The organism is Flavobacterium sp. (assembly GCF_046296355.1).
Taxonomy (GTDB): Bacteria; Bacteroidota; Bacteroidia; order Flavobacteriales; family Flavobacteriaceae; genus Flavobacterium.
In genome coordinates this window covers 18,870-38,981 of the sequence record NZ_JBKBLM010000026.1, presented here as the reverse complement: position 1 = coordinate 38,981, position 20,112 = coordinate 18,870, and the positions used below count along the sequence as shown (strand labels likewise).

Annotated in this window: 23 protein-coding genes; 15 read left to right on the top strand and 8 right to left on the bottom strand. The window is 35.7% G+C overall.

Annotated elements, in window-relative coordinates; all coding sequences use genetic code 11:
* From ACK4HO_RS10300 to ACK4HO_RS10265, 8 genes are all read left to right on the top strand, one after another.
* Window positions 1-254, top strand: a 254-nt coding sequence (locus tag ACK4HO_RS10300; protein ID WP_409665530.1) for a M3 family metallopeptidase, incomplete at its 5' end; no start/stop codon positions are given.
* A 154-nt stretch (window positions 255-408) separates the two neighbouring features.
* Window positions 409-1,815, top strand: a complete 1,407-nt coding sequence (locus tag ACK4HO_RS10295) for a hypothetical protein (RefSeq protein WP_409665528.1) — start codon at window positions 409-411, stop codon at window positions 1,813-1,815.
* Window positions 1,802-2,479 carry a hypothetical protein gene (locus ACK4HO_RS10290; RefSeq protein ID WP_409665526.1) on the top strand — a complete coding sequence of 226 codons (678 nt, stop codon included), beginning with the start codon at window positions 1,802-1,804 and terminating at the stop codon, window positions 2,477-2,479. Before ACK4HO_RS10295 ends, ACK4HO_RS10290 begins: the two co-directional genes overlap by 14 nt.
* Window positions 2,479-3,378 carry a hypothetical protein gene (locus ACK4HO_RS10285; RefSeq protein WP_409665524.1) on the top strand — a complete coding sequence of 300 codons (900 nt, stop codon included), beginning with the start codon at window positions 2,479-2,481 and terminating at the stop codon, window positions 3,376-3,378. The genes ACK4HO_RS10290 and ACK4HO_RS10285 overlap by 1 nt, the downstream gene beginning before the upstream one ends.
* Window positions 3,379-3,578: 200 nt before the next feature.
* Window positions 3,579-4,082, top strand: a complete 504-nt coding sequence (locus tag ACK4HO_RS10280) for a GbsR/MarR family transcriptional regulator (protein ID WP_409665522.1) — start codon at window positions 3,579-3,581, stop codon at window positions 4,080-4,082.
* Window positions 4,083-4,481: 399 nt separating this feature from the next.
* Window positions 4,482-5,192, top strand: a complete 711-nt coding sequence (locus ACK4HO_RS10275) for a YqjF family protein (RefSeq protein ID WP_409665520.1) — start codon at window positions 4,482-4,484, stop codon at window positions 5,190-5,192.
* Between the two features lie 6 nt (window positions 5,193-5,198).
* On the top strand, window positions 5,199-5,639 hold the full coding sequence (locus ACK4HO_RS10270; protein ID WP_409665518.1) for a hypothetical protein: 441 nt from the start codon (window positions 5,199-5,201) through the stop codon (window positions 5,637-5,639).
* Complete coding sequence (locus ACK4HO_RS10265) at window positions 5,636-6,088, top strand: SRPBCC family protein (RefSeq protein ID WP_409665516.1); 453 nt, start codon at window positions 5,636-5,638, stop codon at window positions 6,086-6,088. Before ACK4HO_RS10270 ends, ACK4HO_RS10265 begins: the two co-directional genes overlap by 4 nt.
* On the opposite strand, the gene ACK4HO_RS10260 is transcribed toward ACK4HO_RS10265, so the two are convergent.
* On the bottom strand, window positions 6,071-6,886 hold the full coding sequence (locus tag ACK4HO_RS10260) for a hypothetical protein (protein WP_409665515.1): 816 nt from the start codon (window positions 6,884-6,886) through the stop codon (window positions 6,071-6,073). The two genes, ACK4HO_RS10265 and ACK4HO_RS10260, sit on opposite strands and share 18 nt — an antisense overlap.
* A gap of 178 nt (window positions 6,887-7,064) precedes the next feature.
* Here ACK4HO_RS10260 and gcvP point away from each other — a divergent pair, with 178 nt between their 5' ends.
* The 7 genes from gcvP to ACK4HO_RS10225 all read left to right on the top strand — a co-directional run bounded on the left by gcvP (window position 7,065) and on the right by ACK4HO_RS10225 (window position 14,675).
* On the top strand, window positions 7,065-9,908 hold the full coding sequence (gene gcvP / locus ACK4HO_RS10255; protein ID WP_409665514.1) for an aminomethyl-transferring glycine dehydrogenase: 2,844 nt from the start codon (window positions 7,065-7,067) through the stop codon (window positions 9,906-9,908).
* A 148-nt stretch (window positions 9,909-10,056) separates the two neighbouring features.
* Entirely contained in the window at window positions 10,057-10,437 is a 381-nt protein-coding gene (locus ACK4HO_RS10250; RefSeq protein WP_409665513.1) for a group III truncated hemoglobin, read from the top strand.
* Window positions 10,438-10,557: 120 nt separating this feature from the next.
* Window positions 10,558-11,616 (top strand): 3-oxoacyl-ACP synthase III family protein, encoded by a 1,059-nt coding sequence (locus tag ACK4HO_RS10245; RefSeq protein ID WP_409665511.1) that lies wholly within the window; start codon window positions 10,558-10,560, stop codon window positions 11,614-11,616.
* A 66-nt stretch (window positions 11,617-11,682) separates the two neighbouring features.
* Entirely contained in the window at window positions 11,683-12,204 is a 522-nt protein-coding gene (locus tag ACK4HO_RS10240) for a methyltransferase (RefSeq protein ID WP_409665509.1), read from the top strand.
* A gap of 34 nt (window positions 12,205-12,238) precedes the next feature.
* On the top strand, window positions 12,239-13,087 hold the full coding sequence (locus ACK4HO_RS10235) for a glycosyltransferase (protein ID WP_409665507.1): 849 nt from the start codon (window positions 12,239-12,241) through the stop codon (window positions 13,085-13,087).
* Window positions 13,088-13,161: 74 nt separating this feature from the next.
* A complete protein-coding gene (locus tag ACK4HO_RS10230) occupies window positions 13,162-13,908 on the top strand; it encodes an MlaE family ABC transporter permease (protein ID WP_409665505.1) in 747 nt (248 codons plus the stop codon).
* Window positions 13,908-14,675 carry an ABC transporter ATP-binding protein gene (locus ACK4HO_RS10225; RefSeq protein ID WP_409665503.1) on the top strand — a complete coding sequence of 256 codons (768 nt, stop codon included), beginning with the start codon at window positions 13,908-13,910 and terminating at the stop codon, window positions 14,673-14,675. Before ACK4HO_RS10230 ends, ACK4HO_RS10225 begins: the two co-directional genes overlap by 1 nt.
* A 19-nt stretch (window positions 14,676-14,694) precedes the next feature.
* Here the strand turns inward: ACK4HO_RS10225 and ACK4HO_RS10220 are convergent, their stop codons facing one another.
* From ACK4HO_RS10220 to ACK4HO_RS10190, 7 genes are all read right to left on the bottom strand, one after another.
* Window positions 14,695-15,756 carry a mannose-1-phosphate guanylyltransferase gene (locus ACK4HO_RS10220; protein ID WP_409665502.1) on the bottom strand — a complete coding sequence of 354 codons (1,062 nt, stop codon included), beginning with the start codon at window positions 15,754-15,756 and terminating at the stop codon, window positions 14,695-14,697.
* Between the two features lie 56 nt (window positions 15,757-15,812).
* Window positions 15,813-16,415 carry a SprT-like domain-containing protein gene (locus ACK4HO_RS10215; RefSeq protein WP_409665500.1) on the bottom strand — a complete coding sequence of 201 codons (603 nt, stop codon included), beginning with the start codon at window positions 16,413-16,415 and terminating at the stop codon, window positions 15,813-15,815.
* A 70-nt stretch (window positions 16,416-16,485) separates the two neighbouring features.
* Window positions 16,486-17,163, bottom strand: a complete 678-nt coding sequence (locus ACK4HO_RS10210) for an SDR family NAD(P)-dependent oxidoreductase (protein ID WP_409665499.1) — start codon at window positions 17,161-17,163, stop codon at window positions 16,486-16,488.
* A gap of 49 nt (window positions 17,164-17,212) precedes the next feature.
* A complete protein-coding gene (locus ACK4HO_RS10205) occupies window positions 17,213-17,836 on the bottom strand; it encodes a hypothetical protein (protein ID WP_409665497.1) in 624 nt (207 codons plus the stop codon).
* Window positions 17,836-18,870: a D-alanine--D-alanine ligase gene (locus tag ACK4HO_RS10200; RefSeq protein ID WP_409665496.1), complete on the bottom strand. Its 1,035-nt coding sequence runs from the start codon at window positions 18,868-18,870 to the stop codon at window positions 17,836-17,838. Before ACK4HO_RS10200 ends, ACK4HO_RS10205 begins: the two co-directional genes overlap by 1 nt.
* A 36-nt stretch (window positions 18,871-18,906) precedes the next feature.
* Complete coding sequence (locus ACK4HO_RS10195) at window positions 18,907-19,617, bottom strand: NRDE family protein (protein ID WP_409665495.1); 711 nt, start codon at window positions 19,615-19,617, stop codon at window positions 18,907-18,909.
* Window positions 19,605-20,093 carry a DinB family protein gene (locus tag ACK4HO_RS10190; RefSeq protein ID WP_409665493.1) on the bottom strand — a complete coding sequence of 163 codons (489 nt, stop codon included), beginning with the start codon at window positions 20,091-20,093 and terminating at the stop codon, window positions 19,605-19,607. Before ACK4HO_RS10190 ends, ACK4HO_RS10195 begins: the two co-directional genes overlap by 13 nt.
* Window positions 20,094-20,112: the final 19 nt, after the last annotated feature.

The window sequence follows — 20,112 nt, the reverse complement described above, 5'->3', positions numbered from 1 at the left end:
GCGTTTCGTTCTCGCATATTTTTCAAGGTGGTTATTCTTCAGGGTATTATAGTTACAAATGGGCGGAAGTCTTGGATGCGGATGCTTTTGCTTATTTCCAAGAAAATGGGATTTTCAATACAGAAGTTGCTACCAAATTTAAAGACAACGTGCTTTCCAAAGGCGGAACCGAATTGCCGATGGAATTGTACAAACGTTTCCGCGGTCAAGAACCGAAACCGGAAGCTTTGTTGAAACGCGCGGGATTGATTTAGATTGTTAATAAAAGATTATAAAAGGATTGTCATAGAAACTTTGATAATCCTTTTTTTATTATTTTTAACTGAATGATAAACTATTATAAAAGAAATTGCTTTTAGCAAAGTATAATAGAAAAACGAATTCAACTTTAACTAATTAATAATAAAGATGGAAGTTAAATTGCCTTTTGAACAAAACAGAAAAATGGTAAAAGAAATCTTTTTAAAAAACCCTACTTTATTTTATAATATATTAAGTAAATTCTATCCTTTAAACATTGATTTTTTAGACTATAAGAATTGGAATTGGAAAATGTTAAGTGGAAATAAAAGTTTGTTATGGGATAAAAATTTAATTGAAAAATATAGTGATAAGTGGTTATGGAAATCCGACTTATTTGTAGATAAAACTTTATCAAAAAACGAACAATTACCCTGGTCATTCGAATTAATTGACAAATACAAAGATAAATGGGAGTGGGAAGACTTAAGCATTTGTGAATATTTACCGTGGTCAATAGAATTGATAGAAAAATTTGATTGCTATTGGAATTGGGAAAAACTTATTACAAATAAAAATTTGCCTTGGTCAATAGAATTGATAGAAAACAATAAAGACAGGTGGGATTGGAGATTATTAAGTAAAAGCAAATATTTTCCTTTTTCCGAAATGCTCATAGACAAATATATAAATAAGTGGAATTGGCATAATTTAAGTATTAATAAAAATCTACCGTGGTCAACAGATTTAGTTGAAAAATATAAAAATAGATGGCAATGGATAGAGTTAAGTGAAAACGAAAATTTACCATGGTCAATTGAGTTAATAGAAAAATTTAAAGATAATTGGGAATGGTATGGGTTGAGCAGAAATAAAAATTTATCGTGGTCAATTGAGCTGATTGAAAAATACAAAGATAATTGGGAGTGGTATGGATTAAGCAGTAATATTAATTTACCGTGGTCAACTGAGTTAATAGAAAAATTTAAAGATAATTGGGAATGGTATAATTTAAGTTTAAACAATAATTTACCTTGGACATTAGATTTAATTGAAAAATACAAAGACAAATGGAACGGCATAAATTTAGGGAAAAACCGAGGACTTCCATGGACATCATTATTAAATTCAGAAAACAAACACGGAATATATGACTATGGAATAAATGGGTATCCGGATAATCTGGAAGAACATTTACAGTGGACAGAAGAACTGATTGATAAAAGAAAAAAAACTTTGGATTGGGAAAAACTTAGTAGAAATAACAAACTACCATGGAGTTTTGATTTCCTAGAAAAATATATTGAACATTGGAATTGGGGAAATTCAAATTATGGAAATCAGGGAATATCATTTAATCTATGTTTCAATATTTCTACAAATGAAATAAAGAAATATGAAAAAAATTGGGATTGGTTACAATTAAGTTATAATGAAAATTTAAAATGGTCAATTACATTAATTCATCCATTTGCAGAAAAATTTAAACCATCACCTTATATTTGGGAAGCTATAAAAGACTATATCGATGATAAATTGATAATAGAAACCGTAGAAGAAATTGAAAACAAATAATAAAACACAGATCGCTGGAAATCTAACAATAAAAGATTGGGAAGATTTAGTTGGCAAAGAAGATGAAGATTTAAAAATAAATTATGAAAACAATAAAAAATGGGGCTTAGCATTTCATTTTTTTGAAGAGCGAATCAAAACAAGATACTTAAACCCTATTCAAGCTGTTTTAAATATAGATTTAAATACTGGTGAAGGTTTTGCCGTTATAAATTTACAATGCTCTTTAATAGAAACTGCTGAAAGTTTTATTAATGGCTATAAATATGAATATCCAGACTTTATAATGCCAAGCGGCGGAAAATATAAAAAAGGGAGTGTTGGGATTTTCAAATCATTTTTTGACAATAGAGAACCTTTTAAATCTTTGAAAATTAATGGTGAAGATTTCTACAAATCAATTCGTTGCGCTTTATTACACGAAACTCAAACAAAAAATAATTGGAAAATAAAGCAAGATTTTGAAAAAAAGGGGAAATCATTTGAAGATGAAGACGGTTTTAAAATAATTTACAGGGAAAATTTTCAAAGAGATTTGGAAGCATTAATTTATAATTATAAAAATGCTATAATTAATGGTGAAAAATTCAATGGTATTTCAGCATGTGAATTACGTGAGAATTTCATAACAAAATTTAACCATATCTGTAAACAATCACTATAATGTTTGAACTAACCGCAATTTTAGCATGGGGTTCTTTAACTTGGGATCCTCGAGAGTTAGACTACAATAAATCATTGGGTTGGGTTTATGATGGTCCTATTTTACCAATTGAATTTGCTAGAATTTCGAAAGATGGTAATTTAACTATAGTAATTACAGAAAACGGAACGCCTGTAAAGACTTTCTATACATTCGCAAAAACAAACTCTTCATTTGAAGAGGTATTTGAGAATTTAAGAATAAGAGAAGGAAAGTGTAACAGAAAAGACATAGGTTTCTACAAAGCAGAAACTGACACTTTTCATTCGGAAGATTTTCCATTTAAAGAAGAAATTAGAAATTGGTCTAAAAAAAAGAAAATCAAAAATATAATTTGGACAAATCTTCCAGAAAAATGGGAATACAAAGATGAAAATCATGAAACAATTTTTGTCAATCCAAATGACAGAATTGACTATTTAAAAAGTTTAACTGGCGAAAAAAAAGAGCTAGCTGAAACTTACATTAGAAAAACTCCTATTGAAATTCAAACGAATTACAGAAAGTTGATTGAATTAGAATTGCAATGGTTGCCAATTATTAAAGAAAACAAAAAAGAACGTTACTATGATATTAGTGATAAAAATAATTTAAAATACTTTTCAAATATTTCCGGCTTCGGAACATTAACTTGTTTAAACTGTAATGCAAAAGATGAAAGATATTTTTCATGGCGCAATGAAAAATTTGAATTATCTAATAGTTATCAATGTCAATCTTGTGGTGAATTTCATTTTTTGAAAATGGACGATATTGTTCCTACTTGTAAATGTGGTGGAGAATTTAAAAAAGACAAACCAATTTTTTGTAGATGTTGTGATTCATTCAAATTGAGTTATAAAGTCAAACTGTTGAGTTGACACTCAGGCTTTTTGTTAGCAGAAACTCGCGTTAGGGATTGCAGTGGAAATCCTTTTTATAAATTGCCATGGGTTTTAACCCGTGGTAATTTGTAAAAAGATTGGAGCGGAAAGCCCGACCTGAAAGGTAATGCCCAAAAAATTCAAAATAAGTTTCATTTTTTACTGAAAGTTTAAAAACATTTATTTACCTTTGGGGTATGGAATTCAGAGAAGCAAAAAATAAGTTCGTTCAAACTTGGGGTGCGTTAGGTTCACAATGGGGGATCAACAAAACCATGGCGCAAATTCACGCCTTGTTGATGGTGTCAAACGAAGCCGTTTCAATGGAAGACATTATGGAAGAATTGCAAATTTCTCGCGGCAATGCCAGCATGAACTTAAGAGCGTTGATGGATTGGGGTATCGTTTACAAAGAATACAAAACCGGCGAGCGCAGAGAGTATTTTACTGCCGAAAAAGACTTAGACGAATTGGCCGTAAAAATCTCCAAAGAACGCAGCAAACGCGAAATCAAACCGGCTTTGAAAGTGTTAAAAGAAGTGTCTTCTATTGAAGCCGACGGAACTGCCGAAGAAAGACATTTTGTAGAGCAAACCACTAAATTGTATGACTTCGTTTTGAAAGCCGACAATATGTTGGACAAAATAACCGAATTCAATGACAATTGGTTGGGAAGATTGGTTATAAAAATTATGAAGTAGCATTAAAAAAATTTAATCAAAACTTTCATTTTTTTCTGAAAGTTTAAAATAATAAATAATTATGAGAATGCTTTCTTTTTATGTGAATCTGACATTAACAATTGTCGCTCTCATCTTTACTATTTTAATAAATATTTTTAATAGTGACCAAGATTCAGATATTGGTTCGTTGATTATTTTGGGATTGTTTCAGGTTTCAACCTCCTTTATACTTACAATTTATGCTATTGCCATCAATAAATACTTATTTGCTCTTTACGTTATTTATTGGCTTTTTGTAACCTTGTTCTTTAAGTTTTTTATACATGAATTCTTTTTGATGTGTATCGTTATAGCAGTATACAATCTCTATGTAAACTATTGTAGTTTTTCTGATTCAAAATTTAATATACTTAACAAATGAGCTTTTTAACCGCAGAATGGAATGATTTAGCGATGTTCAACTTCGAAATCAATCCCAAAATTTTAGAAAATTATATACCAAAAGGTACCGAACTAGATTTGTGGAACGGCAAATGTTACCTAAGTTTAATAGGTTTTATGTTTGAAGACGTAAAAGTTTTAGGAATCAAAGTTCCATTTCATATGAATTTTGAAGAAGTTAATTTACGATTTTATGTAAAACGATACGAAAATAACAAATGGAAAAGAGGCGTTGTCTTCATAAAAGAAATAGTTCCAAAACATGCCATCACAATTGTTGCCAATACTTTATACAATGAACATTATCAAACTTTAAAAATGCGCCATTCAAGAATTGAGAATGAAACATCAAAAACATTTCAATATGAATGGCTTAAAGATTCTAAATGGAATTCCATTTCAATGACAACAGAAAAAACGGCTATTCCAATTGAGTTAAATTCAGAAGCAGAGTTCATCACCGAACATTATTTTGGTTACACCAATTATAACAAAGAGAAATCAATTGAATATGCGGTTTCTCACCCAAGATGGGAGCAATTGAAAGTAATTAATTCAAATATTGATGTAGATTTTGAAAACATTTACGGTAAAGATTTCAAATTTCTAAAGGATTTAAACCCAACATCTGAATTTCTTGCCTTAGGTTCCAAAATCTCAATTAAAGGAAAAAAAACAATAAAATAAAGCACCATGAATATCTCTATCCCAAACTGGCTAATCATTCTAAGCGGAATAGGCCAAATTTTCACCGCACTGATTTATCCTTATATCCGTCACCATGTTTTTGATTGGTATAATGATGTCAAACAACTCAAACCGCTCAATCAGGAAATTGCCAAAACTTATGGTAGATACATTCAAGGATTAAACTTTTGTTTTGGTTTGATTGCTATTCTATTCACCAACGAATTAAAAGAACAATCTGCTTTAGCCGTTGCGTTAACCGGATTAATTGCGATGTATTGGGTTGGGAAAGTCGCCACGCAAATTGCTTATTACCCAATATATCAAATTCCGCAGAAAACGATTTTTAAAATTGGAAGTTATGGCATGAATACTTTGTTTGTGTTATTTGCTGTGGTGAATACTTTGCTTTTTATTCATAATTTAATTGGACACTACAAACCATGACCACCATTCGGCTCATCACCAAAATAAACGCACCGATTCAAACCGTTTTTAATTTGGCAAGAGACATTGACTTCCACCAAGAATCAACCGCGCAATCTAACGAAAAAGCGATTGCAGGAAGAACTTCGGGTTTAATTGAATTAGGAGAAACGGTGACTTTTCGTGGAAAACACTTTGGGTTTTATCTGAAGCACCAGAGCAAAATAACCGAAATGGAAATCCCCAATTATTTTGTAGATGAGATGATAAAAGGTCAATTTAAATACTTCCATCACGAACATACTTTTGTCACTCAAAATGGTCTTACAGTTATGGTTGATTTTCTGCAGTATAAAGTGCCGTTTGGTCTTTTTGGAAAACTCTTTAATAAATTATTGCTAAAAAAACACTTGGAAAACTTCCTGTTGAAAAGAAATGAAATGCTTAAAAGTTTAGCCGAAAAGCAATAGCAAAACCCACCATAAAACAGGAATACTTTCAGCCCAAAAAGAAGAATAATACTTTGATTGTTTTTGATTAGCAAATAACAAAAACAGGAATACAGTAAAAGCAACTCCTGATTTCAGAATCATAGTTTGGGAATTAAAATTAGCATCCAAAAACGCTAAACCAAGAAACCCAACCAACAATAAACTTCCTGCCAATTTCGTTCGCTCCACGCCAATCTGCTGCGGTACTGTTTTTAAATGCGGATCATCCCATTTTAAATCGATGATTTCAAAAATTAAAATCAAAACAAAAATCAAAATAAACCGTTGAATGGCCACCAAAAAAACATAGTTTGTCAATGGGATTTCTGCGTTAATTATCGGCAAAAACAAAGTCACGCCAACCCAACACAAAGCGACGATATAAATCTTCACGCCAGCCCAATTTCGGGCATTTTTTCTATTGGGAAAGAATGGCAACGTGTACAACAATGTAATCCCAAAAAACAGCAAAGCGATTAGTTGCGTAGTTCGTTCAAGCCAAAGAAAACAATAAACAGCCATTAAAAGTGAAAGAAAACTCAGCAAAGCAATCGCTTTTAACTGCGTTCGCATCTGCAATTTTTGGGTTCGAGCCAAAGCATCATATTTCACAAAATTATACCCGACAATCGTTCCGAAAAAAGCAAACGAAGCACAAGCTTCAATAATAGTAATTTGAAACAAAAACCCCGTCATTCGCACCAAAGCATAAACCGACAAAGCCACGTGAATACTGCTGTTGATGTAAAAGTCGAGAAGTCGTTTTAAAAATAGCATAGGCTAAAAATAAGCAAAGTGTTAATAAGAAGCCTTTTCGGTTGAAAAATTGTCAAAATATTAGACTTTGTTTAGCACAAAATTAGAACATTAATAATTACTTTTGTTGGCGTTAAAAAACAATCTCGTTTTCTAACAAAACACGCACAACTATACACACTTAGAACTTTACAATTTAATGAGAACAGACGCATTTGCATTACGCCACATAGGTCCACGTGAGAGCGACCTAAACCACATGTTCAAAGCTATCGGAGTCGAATCTTTTGACCAATTAATTTACGAAACCATACCGGATGACATTCGTCTAAAAAACGATTTACAATTAGAGCCTGCGATGACCGAATATGAGTATTTGACACATATTCAAGAATTAGGTAAAAAAAATAAAGTATTCAAATCATATATCGGGTTGGGTTATCACCCGGCAATTGTGCCACCGGTAATTCAGAGAAATATTTTTGAAAATCCGGGTTGGTACACAGCCTACACGCCTTACCAAGCGGAAATTGCACAAGGTCGTTTAGAAGCGATTTTGAATTTCCAAACCATGGTGATTGAACTAACCGGAATGGAAATTGCCAATGCTTCTTTACTAGACGAAGGAACCGCTGCAGCAGAAGCCATGGCATTATTGTTCGACGTTCGTTCTCGTGACCAAAAGAAAAACAACACCCATAAATTCTTCGTTTCAGAAGAAATATTACCACAAACGTTATCGGTTTTACAAACGCGTTCTACCCCAATCGGAGTGGAATTAGTCGTTGGAAACCACGAAACTTTTGATTTCTCAACTGATTTCTTCGGAGCAATTTTACAATATCCAGGCAAACACGGTCAGGTAAATGACTACAGTGCGTTTATCACTAAAGCCAAAGAAAATGAAATTAAAGTAGCCGTGGCTGCCGATATTTTATCTTTAACTAAATTGACTTCTCCGGGAGAAATGGGCGCTGCCGTTGTAGTAGGAACGACTCAACGTTTTGGTATCCCAATGGGTTATGGCGGACCGCACGCGGCTTATTTTGCGACCAAAGAAGAATACAAACGCTCAATGCCCGGAAGAATCATCGGCGTATCTATCGATGCTAACGGAAGACGTGCTTTGCGTATGGCTTTGGGAACTCGTGAACAACACATCAAACGTGAAAAAGCGACTTCCAATATCTGTACGGCACAAGTTTTACTAGCCGTTATGGCCGGAATGTATGCCGTACATCACGGGCCAAAAGGTTTGAAATACATCGCCAATAAAGTACACGCTTCGGCAGTGACTTTGGCGGATGCTTTGAATCAATTAGGCGTTTACCAAACCAATACTGCTTTCTTTGATACGATTTCAGTAAAAGCGGATGCTACTAAAGTAAAAGCGATTGCAGAAAAACACGAAGTCAACTTCTTCTATGTAGATGGTGAAACGATTTCCATTTCGATAAATGAAACGACTTCGTTAAACGACTTGAACCAAATCATCGCCATTTTCGCAGAAGCGACAGGCAAAGATGCGTTCAAAGTTTCAGCATTAAGTTCCAATAATAATTTCCCAACTTCATTGGAAAGAACTTCAACCTTCTTACAACACGAAGTATTCAACAACCATCATTCTGAATCCCAGTTGATGCGTTATATCAAAAAATTAGAGCGTAAAGATTTGTCGTTAAACCACTCAATGATTTCGTTGGGTTCGTGTACGATGAAGCTCAATGCTGCCTCAGAAATGTTGCCTTTGTCTATGGCGAATTGGAACAGCATTCACCCATTTGCTCCTATCGAACAAGCAGAAGGTTACATCACTATGCTTAAAAAATTAGAGCAACAATTGAATGTCGTAACCGGTTTTGCCGGTACAACTTTGCAACCAAACTCCGGTGCGCAAGGCGAATACGCCGGTTTAATGGCGATTCGTGCTTACCACCAATCTCGTGGCGACAATCACAGAAATGTCTGTTTGATTCCATCCTCAGCTCACGGAACCAATCCGGCTTCAGCGGCGATGGCTGGTATGCAAATTATCGTAACCAAAACAATGGAAAACGGCAACATCGATGTAGAAGATTTAAGAGCAAGAGCGATTGAGCATAAAGATAATCTTTCTGCACTGATGGTAACTTATCCTTCTACGCATGGTGTTTTTGAAAGCGCTATTTGCGAAATCACTAAAATCATCCACGATAATGGCGGTTTGGTTTATATGGATGGTGCCAATATGAATGCACAAGTTGGATTAACCAATCCGGCCACGATTGGCGCTGATGTTTGTCACTTAAACTTACACAAAACGTTCGCGATTCCTCACGGCGGCGGTGGACCAGGTGTTGGACCAATTTGTGTCAACGAAAAACTGGTGCCTTTCTTACCAACTAACCCAATCATCAAAGTTGGCGGAGACCAAGCGATTACTGCTATTTCTGCAGCGCCTTATGGCTCGGCTTTGGTGTGTTTGATTTCTTATGGTTACATCACGATGTTAGGTGCTGAAGGTTTGAAAAGTTCTACAGAACACGCGATTTTGAATGCCAATTATATGAAAGTCCGTTTAGAAGAACATTATCCTGTTTTATATTCAGGTGAAATGGGACGCGCGGCACACGAAATGATTTTAGATTGTCGTGCTTTCAAACAAAACGGTATCGAAGTTACGGATATCGCCAAGCGTTTGATGGATTACGGTTTCCATGCGCCAACGGTTTCTTTCCCGGTTGCCGGAACGTTGATGATTGAACCAACAGAATCTGAAGATTTAGCCGAATTAGATCGTTTTTGTGATGCGATGATTGCCATTCGCAAAGAAATTGACGCCGCTTCGGCTGATGATGCCAATAACGTATTGAAAAATTCACCACATACTTTAGCCATGCTAACAGCGGATACTTGGGTTTACCCATACACTCGCGAACAAGCGGCGTATCCATTGGATTATATTCACGAAAACAAATTCTGGCCAAGCGTACGTCGTGTAGATGATGCTTATGGTGACAGAAATTTAGTTTGTTCTTGTGCGCCGATTGAAGCGTATATGTAATTCAAAGTACGAAGTTAGAAGTACGAAATACAAAGTAAAAAATAAAAGGTTTCAAGTTGTAAAATTTGGAACCTTTTATTTTAAAAGCTGATTTAAGTCAGGAAGTTTAAACCTGTGAAGTTTTATTTTTGTGCCAAATGAAAAAATGATGAACGACATTCAAAATCAAGACGATTTATATTTATTAGTGGATGAATTCTATAAAAAGCTTTTATCCGACGATGCCATCAGTTACATTTTCATCGAAATAGTCAAAATAAAACTCGAAGAGCATTTGCCGATTTTGGTTACGTTTTGGTCTCAAGCTATTTTAGGAACCGGCGGTTATACCAACAATCTAACACAAATCCATTTGGAGGTTAATGCCAAAGAATACTTAACGCCTGAGCTGTTTAAAATTTGGCTAAACCATTTTTACAACACAGTGGATGAGAATTTTAAAGGTCAAAAAGCCGAGCAAATTAAGACGCAAGCCTTGAGTATTGGCACCATCATGCAGATTAAAATCGCTCAGCAAAAAGCAAATTAATTATCGTATTTATAATTTTAACTATCATTTGATAAACTTTTCGTAATTATTTTAAAAAAATATAAAAACAGTAACGGTGGAATAAATTTATTAATAATTTAGTAATGAAATCATAAAGCAATGAACATAAAAATAACCGGTTCCGGAAGCTATATCCCGACCGAAATAGTCACCAATACAGATTTTACCAAACACGTTTTCCTTAATGATGACGGCTCACCGTTTCCCTTGCCAAATGAAGTAATTACTGAAAAGTTTTACGACATTACCGGTATCGAAGAACGCCGCTATGTTACGGATGATTTACAAACTTCCGACATTGCCACCATCGCCGCCAGAAAAGCCATAGAAGACTCAGGCATCGACCCTGAAACTTTGGATTATATCATCTTTGCGCACAACTTCGGTAACGTAAAAAAAGGCGCTATTCAAACCGATTTATTACCAAGTTTGGCCACCAGAGTCAAATTTGATTTGCGCATCAAAAACCCAAAATGTGTTTGCTACGACATGCTTTTCGGCTGTCCGGGTTGGGTAGAAGGCGTAATCCAAGCCCAAGCTTTTATCAAAGCCGGAATGGCTAAAAAATGTTTGGTAATCGGTGCCGAAACTTTATCCAGAGTTGTCGACATGCACGACCGCGACAGTATGATTTATTCTGATGGCGCCGGTGCTACAATCATTGAAGCTACTGATGACGAAGGCGGAATTCTGGCACATGCTTCAGCTACTTTTACTTATGATGAAGCTTATTATTTGTTCTTTGGAAACTCGTTCAATAAAACCCATGATCCTGATGTGCGTTACATCAAAATGCATGGCAGAAAAATATACGAATTTGCTTTAAGTCAGGTTCCCAAAGCCATGAAAGAATGTGTGGAAGCCAGCGGTGTAAACATCAATAACATCAAAAAAGTATTGATACACCAAGCCAATGAAAAAATGGATGAAGCCATCGTACAAAGATTCTATAAACTGTTCGGACAAACCGCACCGGAAGACATTATGCCTATGAGCATTCACAAACTCGGAAATTCGAGTGTGGCTACAGTACCAACATTATATGATTTATTAGTAAAAGGCAATCTCGACAATCATACCATCCAAAAAGGCGATGTGATTCTTTTCGCCTCAGTTGGCGCCGGAATGAATGTGAATGCGATTGTATATCAAATGTAAAAAAGTTGGAAGTTGGAAGTTGGAAGTTGGGAGAAAAAAGTAAATTTGTAATCCAATTTCTTAATCATGTACGAGAAGACCTATCCGAGTAAACGCTTTAACATTACCCTTCAGTTTTTAAAAAAACACATCGCTCCTACTGAAACTATTTTAGATTTAGGTGTGCCAAATCCGTTTTCCAAAATCATGAAAGATAATGGCTATACCGTTATCAATACCAAAGGCGAAGACGTAGACAATGACCAAAGCGCTTTGCAAAGTGAAAATTATCAGGTGTTTACCGCATTTGAAATTTTTGAACATTTACTCAATCCGTATACCGTTTTAGAAAATGTAAAAGCGGATAAAGTATTAATCTCTATTCCGTTACGTTTGTGGTTTTCTCCGGCTTACCGAAACAAAACCGACATGTGGGACAGACATTACCACGAATTTGAAGATTGGCAACTCGACTGGCTGTTAGAAAAAACCGGCTGGAAAATTGTTGACCGAGTAAAGTTTACGCATCCAGTAAAGAAATTAGGTTTCCGACCGTTATTGAGATATTTTACTCCGAGATATTATATGGTATACGCCGTTAGAAATTAGTCGCAGTCGCAGTTTTCAGCCACAGAAAATAACCATGAACTACTACATAATAATTCCAACTTATAACGAAGAGAAATTTATTTCGCTGACTTTGCAGTCCTTGGTGGAACAGACCATTTTACCTAAAAAAATAGTTGTAGTCAATGATGGTTCAACGGATAATACAGAAGCAATAATTCAATCGTTTTGTGATAAATACCCTTGGATTTCTCTAGTCAATAAAACTTCCGACGCCATTCATTTGCCCGGAAGCAAAGTCATTCAGGCTTTTCAAAAAGGGTTGGAAACATTAGATAACCATTATGATATTATGGTGAAAATTGATGCCGATTTAATTTTTCCGCCGAATTATTTTGAAACAATTATCCAACATTTTCAATCCGATGATCAAATCGGAATGGTTGGTGGGTTTTGTAACATCGAGAAAAACGGCGAATGGATTTTGGAAAACCTAACCGACAAAGACCATATTCGCGGTGCGTTGAAAGCGTATCGAAAAGCGACTTTTGAACAAATTGGTGGCTTAAAACCGGCCATGGGTTGGGACACGGTAGACGAATTACTTTGTAAATTCTATAATTGGAAAGTCGTTACCGATGAATCTTTAAAAGTAAAACACCTCAAACCGACAGGTGCCAATTACAATAAAACCGCGCGTTACAAGCAAGGTGAAGCTTTTTATTCTTTAGGCTATGGATTTTTCATCACCTTGATTGCTTCACTAAAACTGGCCATGCGAAAAGGAAAACCATTACTTTTCCTGGATTATATAAAAGGATTTTGGAAAGCCAAATCAGCTAAGAAACCGTTATTGGTGACCAAAGAACAAGCACAATTCATCCGAAACTATCGTTGGAAGAAGATGAAAGAGAAATTGTTTTAACCTTTTAATGTACCTATCAAGTAAAATATAGTATTTTTACTGCTTACTATAAACAGAACACTGAATACTAAAAAATGATGCTCGTTCGCTATTTATCACAAATAGGAAAATATTTCTTGATGTTGAAAGAAGTATTTAACAAACCCACGAAATGGTCGGCCATGAGGCAATTGATTTTCAAAGAGATTGATGATTTAATCATTGATTCGCTTGGGATTGTTTGCTTTATTTCGTTCTTCGTTGGCGGTGTTGTTTCCATTCAAACAGCATTAAACTTAACCAATCCGTTGATTCCGAAATACCTCATTGGGTTTGCAACAAGACAATCGGTAATTTTAGAATTTGCCCCAACGTTCATCTCCATCATTATGGCGGGAAAAATGGGTTCGTTTATCACCTCGAGTATAGGAACAATGCGTGTTACGGAGCAAATTGATGCTTTGGAAGTAATGGGCGTGAATTCGCTTAACTATTTGGTTTTTCCTAAAATCATTGCCCTACTACTCTATCCGTTTGTTATTGGGATTGCTATGTTTTTAGGGGTTTTTGGCGGTTGGATTGCTTGTGTTTATGGCGGATTTGCTTCCAGTAATGAATTTATTTCCGGTATTCAACAAGAATTTATTCCATTCCATATTGCTTATGCCTTTATTAAAACTTTTGTCTTTGCGATGTTATTGGCTACGATTCCTTCGTTTCACGGCTATTATATGAAAGGTGGTGCTTTGGAAGTGGGTAAAGCCAGTACGGTTTCCTTTGTGTGGACTTCGGTGACCATCATTTTGACGAATTATATATTAACGCAATTACTTTTAACCTAATGATAGAAGTAAAAGACATAGAAAAATCATTTGGCGACAGCAAAGTCTTAAAAGGAATTTCGACCATTTTTGATACTGGTAAAACCAATTTGATTATTGGTCAAAGTGGTTCGGGAAAGACCGTTTTGCTCAAAAGTTTGCTAGGCATTCATACTCCGGATAAAGGAACTATCGCTTTTGATGGCAGAATTTATTCAGATTTGACTCCGGACGAAAAACGAACCTTGCGTACCGAAATCGGTATGGTGTTTCAAGGCAGTGCACTTTTTGACAGTATGACCGTGGAAGAAAACGTGGGCTTTCCTTTGAAAATGTTTACCAACAAAACAGCTGCCGAGATTAAGGAACGTGTTGATTTTGTAATCAATCGTGTGAACCTCATCAATGCCAATTATAAAAAACCTTCTGAGATTTCGGGCGGTATGCAAAAAAGGGTGGCGATTGCCCGAGCGATTGTCAACAATCCGAAGTATCTTTTTTGTGACGAACCCAACTCGGGACTCGACCCAAAAACCGCCATTGTTATTGATAATTTGATTCACGAAATTACTTTAGAATACAACATTACAACGGTAATTAATACCCACGACATGAACTCGGTGATGGAAATTGGAGACAAAATCATCTTCCTTAAAGAAGGGATTTTGGCTTGGGAAGGCACGAAAAAAGAAATCTTCAAAACCGATAATGAAGCGATAACCGATTTTGTATATTCTTCCAATCTTTTCAAGAAAATCAGAAAAGCTCAGAATAAAGGAGATTTATAAGCTAACTGTAGTCTTTTAACTATAATTCGTTGGCTTTTGCAGTAATCTTTTTAATGTCTTGCTCCTTGCTCTTCGGATAAATCATCAGTACATTTTCATTGTCTACAATGATGTAATCATCTAAACCATCAATTACAATGAGCTTTTTAGCATCGGAACGAATGATGTTGTTGGAAGCATTTTCTAAAATTACTGTAGCATTAACTACCGCATTATTTTGGTCGTCTTTATCGAGTTTTTCATGTAATGAACCCCAAGTTCCTAAGTCGTTCCAATCAAATGTTGCCAGAAGAACATAAACGTTATTGGCTTTTTCCATTACGGCATAATCAATAGATATATTTTCGGCTTTGCTGTAATTTTCGATGACAAACTGCTTTTCATTTGACGTATTATAACTATCCGAACCTTTTTGGAACAAAGCATTCATCTGTGGTTGGAATTTTTCAAAAGCTGATGAAATCGACTTGACACTCCAAATAAAAATCCCGCCATTCCAAAGAAAATTTCCAGCTTCTAAAAATGTCCTGGCCGTTTCATAATCGGGTTTTTCGCGGAACTGCTTTACTTTTTTTATCGGATTAGAATCATTTTCATCAAACTCAATATAGCCAAAACCCGTATTAGGAAAAGTGGGTTGGATTCCCAAAGTCATCAGGGCATTTTCTTTTTGGCAAAAATCAAAACACTGTTGGAGATTTTTAGCAAATTCTTCTTCGTCTTCAATCCAGTGATCGCTTGGTGCGACAACCATCACGGCATCGGGATTTAGTTTCTGAATTTTTAGCGATGCATATAAAATACAAGGTGCTGTATTACGCATGGCAGGTTCTAACAACACTTGCTCTTGTTTCACCATCGGCAATTGCTCTAAAACCAAACTGTTATAGCGTTCATTAGTCAAAATCAGTATGTTTTCCATTGGAACTAATTTTGACAAACGACTGAAGGTTTTTTGAATCAAAGTTTCTCCTGATCCTAACATGTCATGAAACTGCTTTGGAAAATCAGTAGTGCTCACCGGCCAAAACCTTGAACCAACACCACCGGCCATTAATATTGCGTAATAATTGTTGTTCATTTTTTCTAAAAGTAACTAAGTTGCTAAGGTACTAAGTTGCTGAGTTTTTTTAATCACTATCCCGGAATTATTTCTACTTCAGCATTAGCGTTGAACAAATACAATCTTCCGGTTTTGACTTCCAAGCATTCATAGCGTTTGACACGTAATCCTTTTTTTTGGAAAATTCTGCCGTTTTTGATTCGGAAATAACTACCGCTTGGTACTTCGTGTACAAAGTGTATGTCGGGTTTTCTCTCATCGAATTGTTTTAGGGCAAATGCTAATCTGGCATCGGTATCACTACTGGCGGTTGGATTTCGGAAATGATTCGCCACCAAAGGCAACACCGAATGCGGGAATATCTCCGGCCGAATAAACGGCACCATCAATCGTTGAAAAGTGTGCTTCCATTCGTTGCCATGCGGTTTGATTAATCTTCCGAATTTTTCATAAGCCACCAAATGCGCAATTTCGTGAACCAACGTTATGAGAAATCTGTACTTATTCAAATTGGCATTGACCGTAATCTCGTGCTTTCCTCCTATTGCCCGACGGTAATCTCCATGACGTGTTTGGCGTTCGTTGACGATTTTCAAATGTACATTGTTGCTTTTGATTAGCTCAAAGCAAGAAGGAACAGCGTGTTCGGGTAAATATTTTTGAAGGACTTCGCTCATAGTCAGTTGTCGGTTGTCGGTTGTCGGTTGATAGTTCTATGCAACAACTATTACCAAAAACCAATAACTTTTATGGAGTACTAGATGACACTTGAATTACTTTTCCGTTATGATATTTATTTCCTGTTAAGGCAAAATTATAGATATAATCAGCCATTTCTGCAGCAGAAATTGGGGCTTCGTAACCCGGAAATGCTTCTTGTAACATTTCGGTATTTACGGCTCCGAGTGCCAACACATTGAAAGCAATGCCTTGTTCTTTGTATTCTTCGGCTAACAATTCCGAAAGTGTAATCACTGCACCTTTACTTGAACTGTATGCGGCCAATCCGGCAAATTTCATACTGCCTTGAATTCCACCCATTGAACTGATAGAAACTACGTGACTTCCCTTTTGGAGATAAGGTAAAGCAACTCGGGTCAAATTGGCCACGCCAAAAACATTCACTCGGTAAACACTTTCAAAATCATCTTGGGAAGTTTGTGAAAAGGGTTTGTTGAGCAAACTTCCGGCGTTGTGAATAATAATATCAACTTGATTCCAAGCAGTAGAAAGGAATTTTTCAACTTCAATCAATTCTTCTTCTTTTCCTAAATCAACGGAAAGACAAGTAATATTTTCGTTTTCGATTAAAGCTTGCGGTGTTTTTCTGGAAATGGCTAACACTTGGTGTCCGGCTTTGGCGAATTGTAGCGCCAATTCGTAACCAATGCCACGCGAAGTTCCGGTAATAATGATATTCTTCATGATTTTCTTTCTTGTCGTAAATATACTAAAAGTAAGGATTTGAAAACCATCAGAAATATTTCTTCCAAAATTTAAATCCTTGTAGCATTCCAAATCCCAAAAATACCAGCGGAATAATAATCTGCATTAAATATTTGTCCAAAAACTCCACATTGGAAGCAAAATAATGCAGCGCCAAAATCAACGTCAGCATTCCGCAAAATGTTCCGGTAATCGTTCCTAAAACAAAAACATATTTTTTCGAACCAGAAATTTCAATATAATTGCCATTCAAAAGCCAAAGATTCCAGCCGGTCCAAAACGGTATTTGGATAAAATTGAGACCACTCAAAACGATTCCCAAAAGTAATGGCGCATAATTATAAGTGGTTGAAAAATTACTTTGGGCATTGGCACTGGAATAAAAAACATACGCCAAAACAAACATAAATACTATCGAAAATCCTTCGATGTATTTGGTTAGTTTTTTATTGGCGGCTAATCTTTTAGCAAAAATTAAAGTAAAATAAATCACGAAAAACTCAATAATGATTACGCCTAATAAATACAAAGTTGTTGGCTTCAGACCTGATTTTTCATAAACCTGAAAACCCACCACATTCAAATAACCCAAAGGAATCGACCCGATGAAACTCACCAAAAAACCGACTGCTATGTTTTTGAGATTTTGCATTAAAAATTCACAATTTTATTGCTTTGTTCCAAATGTAAATTATACTGTTCCATTCCGATTTTGTGCGGCAAATAATCATAACCACGTTTGTGATTTTCCACACTTATTTCGTACATGTATGTAATGTGTCGTGCCAATTCTTTCCAAGCAAAAAAGAGGGAATGTTTCGGGTCATAAATGTGTGTTGGTTCACTCGCAGCGCCGTTTAATTCGACTATGGAGAAGTTTTTACCTTGTTCCAATTCGGCCCAAGTGTTGTACATTAAATCCATTCGTCCGAAATAAAACTCGTCGATTTGCAAGCACATATCGTCAATGACTTTCGTCAATTCGGGAGAAATTAAATGACTGTAATCTAAGAATTTCGCACCGCGAGCGTGATTGCCATAGGGAACCAAATTGCGTTTTTCGCCTTTGGATAAAATGTCCCTAAGTTGGTTACCGTATTCTTTTTGCAACGCTTTTAACTGCAACTCGTAACGCGGATTGGCTTTTAGCAATTCTTCCATAGTCGAACAACCATCGCCTTCCACAATCAGGAATTCTTTGGCTACAATTCCGGTAATTCTGCCGTTTTTTTCATGAGGATAACGCACATAAAAAATCCCGACTTCATTTGGAAACGGAATCAAATCTTGGACTAAATAATCAAAATTGGCTTTGCTGTGATAACTTTTTAAATCTTCTAAACTATCAATTTTTTTTACTGCCGAACCGCGCAAACCAATATCAGGTTTGGCAATAAAGGGGAAATTAATTTTGGAATTATTCAGAATATTTTCGACTTCGTCAAAAGGCAATTGCTCTTTGACAAACTTAGTTTTGGGGTAAAACTGTGGCGGAATCAAGTCGTAAATTTCCATCTTACTGTCCATAATAAATCCGCCGTTTCGCATCGTTGGATTACAAGTATTAAAGAAAAAAATCGTCCGTGCTCTCAAAGCATAATATGCCCAAAGAAAATATATCGGGATGTAGACAATTTTGAACGGCCAATATTCCCAGTGGAAGAGTTTGTGGAGGAAGAGTTTCAAATTAATTATGAATTACGAATGGTAAATTACGAATTTCTAAAGTGATAAAAATACGTTAGAATATTCCTTTTCGGCTATTAAATCTGAATAATGAATTGCAACTTTGTTTTGCTCCAAAACGGTTTGTGTGATGCTTAATGTTTTTAAAACATCATTTCGGTTGATAACCAAGCCGTTTTCAGTGTTTTCTTCTTCGGTGTAACGGTGAAAATTGAACAATTCTTCTTCATTGACTTCTGGTTTTGTATCGAGGAAAGTAGAAAACCAATTCGCTCGCTTTTCTCTAATTTCCTTCGAATATAAAGTCGATGACGACCAAATATGACTTTGATTCGTATCCAATGCTAAAGTGCTTTTGGCCAGCTCATTCCAACGCAATTGATACAGTTTTTGGTTTTCGAATAACACTAAAGTAAACGGTTCGATATTGTCCAAATCAATGGTATTCCAAGCTTCCAAAGGCGATTCACTGCTGATTAAATCTAGTACAATTAAACCGCGACTTTTTCTATAGCTGTATTTTAAAGTATGCTTTTCTTCGGCACCATTTAGCAGAACCAAGACATTAGAATGTTCATCGATGGCGTACCAAGTTCCGCCGGCTTTATTGTCTTTGGGAAAAATGATTTTTTTATGGTTGATGTGATAAGTTTTAGGTTCAATGGCATTAGGTCGAATGATTTTCTCATCACGATTGGAAGTAATGATGATTTTACCATTGGCATTGACAAAACTTACTGTGCACATTGTTTTCGGTATTCGATGGTAGAACGTGCTACGCCAAAATCGGCATCAATTGCAATGGTTTTCGACTGGATAATCGCCACTTTGATTAACGCTTGGTGGTGAATGCAATGCTCCAAATTGTACAACAATTCTCGGTGGTAATTACTCTCTATCAGCAATTCTTCGCCATCGACTATTTGTTGCAACTGCAAATTTTTGTTGGGCTTATCGAATTGGCTCAAAATAGTATCGATACATTCTTTGGCGAAAGCCGTATTGGTTTGAATCAGGTAATCTCGCTTTCGATTATCATAATTGACAACGCCTGTTTCATATTGGTTTTCCAAACACTGAAACATTTCAATAATGTGACGTGTGTGTTCGCCAATGGTGGCATTGCTCAAGTCATGACACGGACAACAATAATCGTCGTCTGATAGTTGCGAGACCAAGCCTGATAATTCGTTAAGAGTCTTGTGTATGGCCGGAATAAGCATATTTTTTTGTTTGTTTATT

Bases quoted from the DNA above. Each gene is read 5' to 3' on its own strand.
- ACK4HO_RS10295 (WP_409665528.1), top strand. From the start codon at position 409: ATGGAAGTTAAATTGCCTTTTGAACAAAACAGAAAAATGGTAAAAGAA.
- ACK4HO_RS10285 (WP_409665524.1), top strand. From the start codon at position 2,479: ATGTTTGAACTAACCGCAATTTTAGCATGGGGTTCTTTAACTTGGGAT.
- ACK4HO_RS10280 (WP_409665522.1), top strand. From the start codon at position 3,579: ATGGAATTCAGAGAAGCAAAAAATAAGTTCGTTCAAACTTGGGGTGCG.
- ACK4HO_RS10275 (WP_409665520.1), top strand. From the start codon at position 4,482: ATGAGCTTTTTAACCGCAGAATGGAATGATTTAGCGATGTTCAACTTC.
- ACK4HO_RS10270 (WP_409665518.1), top strand. From the start codon at position 5,199: ATGAATATCTCTATCCCAAACTGGCTAATCATTCTAAGCGGAATAGGC.
- ACK4HO_RS10265 (WP_409665516.1), top strand. From the start codon at position 5,636: ATGACCACCATTCGGCTCATCACCAAAATAAACGCACCGATTCAAACC.
- ACK4HO_RS10260 (WP_409665515.1), bottom strand. From the start codon at position 6,886: ATGCTATTTTTAAAACGACTTCTCGACTTTTACATCAACAGCAGTATT.
- gcvP (WP_409665514.1), top strand. From the start codon at position 7,065: ATGAGAACAGACGCATTTGCATTACGCCACATAGGTCCACGTGAGAGC.
- ACK4HO_RS10250 (WP_409665513.1), top strand. From the start codon at position 10,057: ATGAACGACATTCAAAATCAAGACGATTTATATTTATTAGTGGATGAA.
- ACK4HO_RS10245 (WP_409665511.1), top strand. From the start codon at position 10,558: ATGAACATAAAAATAACCGGTTCCGGAAGCTATATCCCGACCGAAATA.
- ACK4HO_RS10240 (WP_409665509.1), top strand. From the start codon at position 11,683: ATGTACGAGAAGACCTATCCGAGTAAACGCTTTAACATTACCCTTCAG.
- ACK4HO_RS10235 (WP_409665507.1), top strand. From the start codon at position 12,239: ATGAACTACTACATAATAATTCCAACTTATAACGAAGAGAAATTTATT.
- ACK4HO_RS10230 (WP_409665505.1), top strand. From the start codon at position 13,162: ATGATGCTCGTTCGCTATTTATCACAAATAGGAAAATATTTCTTGATG.
- ACK4HO_RS10225 (WP_409665503.1), top strand. From the start codon at position 13,908: ATGATAGAAGTAAAAGACATAGAAAAATCATTTGGCGACAGCAAAGTC.
- ACK4HO_RS10220 (WP_409665502.1), bottom strand. From the start codon at position 15,756: ATGAACAACAATTATTACGCAATATTAATGGCCGGTGGTGTTGGTTCA.
- ACK4HO_RS10215 (WP_409665500.1), bottom strand. From the start codon at position 16,415: ATGAGCGAAGTCCTTCAAAAATATTTACCCGAACACGCTGTTCCTTCT.
- ACK4HO_RS10210 (WP_409665499.1), bottom strand. From the start codon at position 17,163: ATGAAGAATATCATTATTACCGGAACTTCGCGTGGCATTGGTTACGAA.
- ACK4HO_RS10205 (WP_409665497.1), bottom strand. From the start codon at position 17,836: ATGCAAAATCTCAAAAACATAGCAGTCGGTTTTTTGGTGAGTTTCATC.
- ACK4HO_RS10195 (WP_409665495.1), bottom strand. From the start codon at position 19,617: ATGTGCACAGTAAGTTTTGTCAATGCCAATGGTAAAATCATCATTACT.
- ACK4HO_RS10190 (WP_409665493.1), bottom strand. From the start codon at position 20,093: ATGCTTATTCCGGCCATACACAAGACTCTTAACGAATTATCAGGCTTG.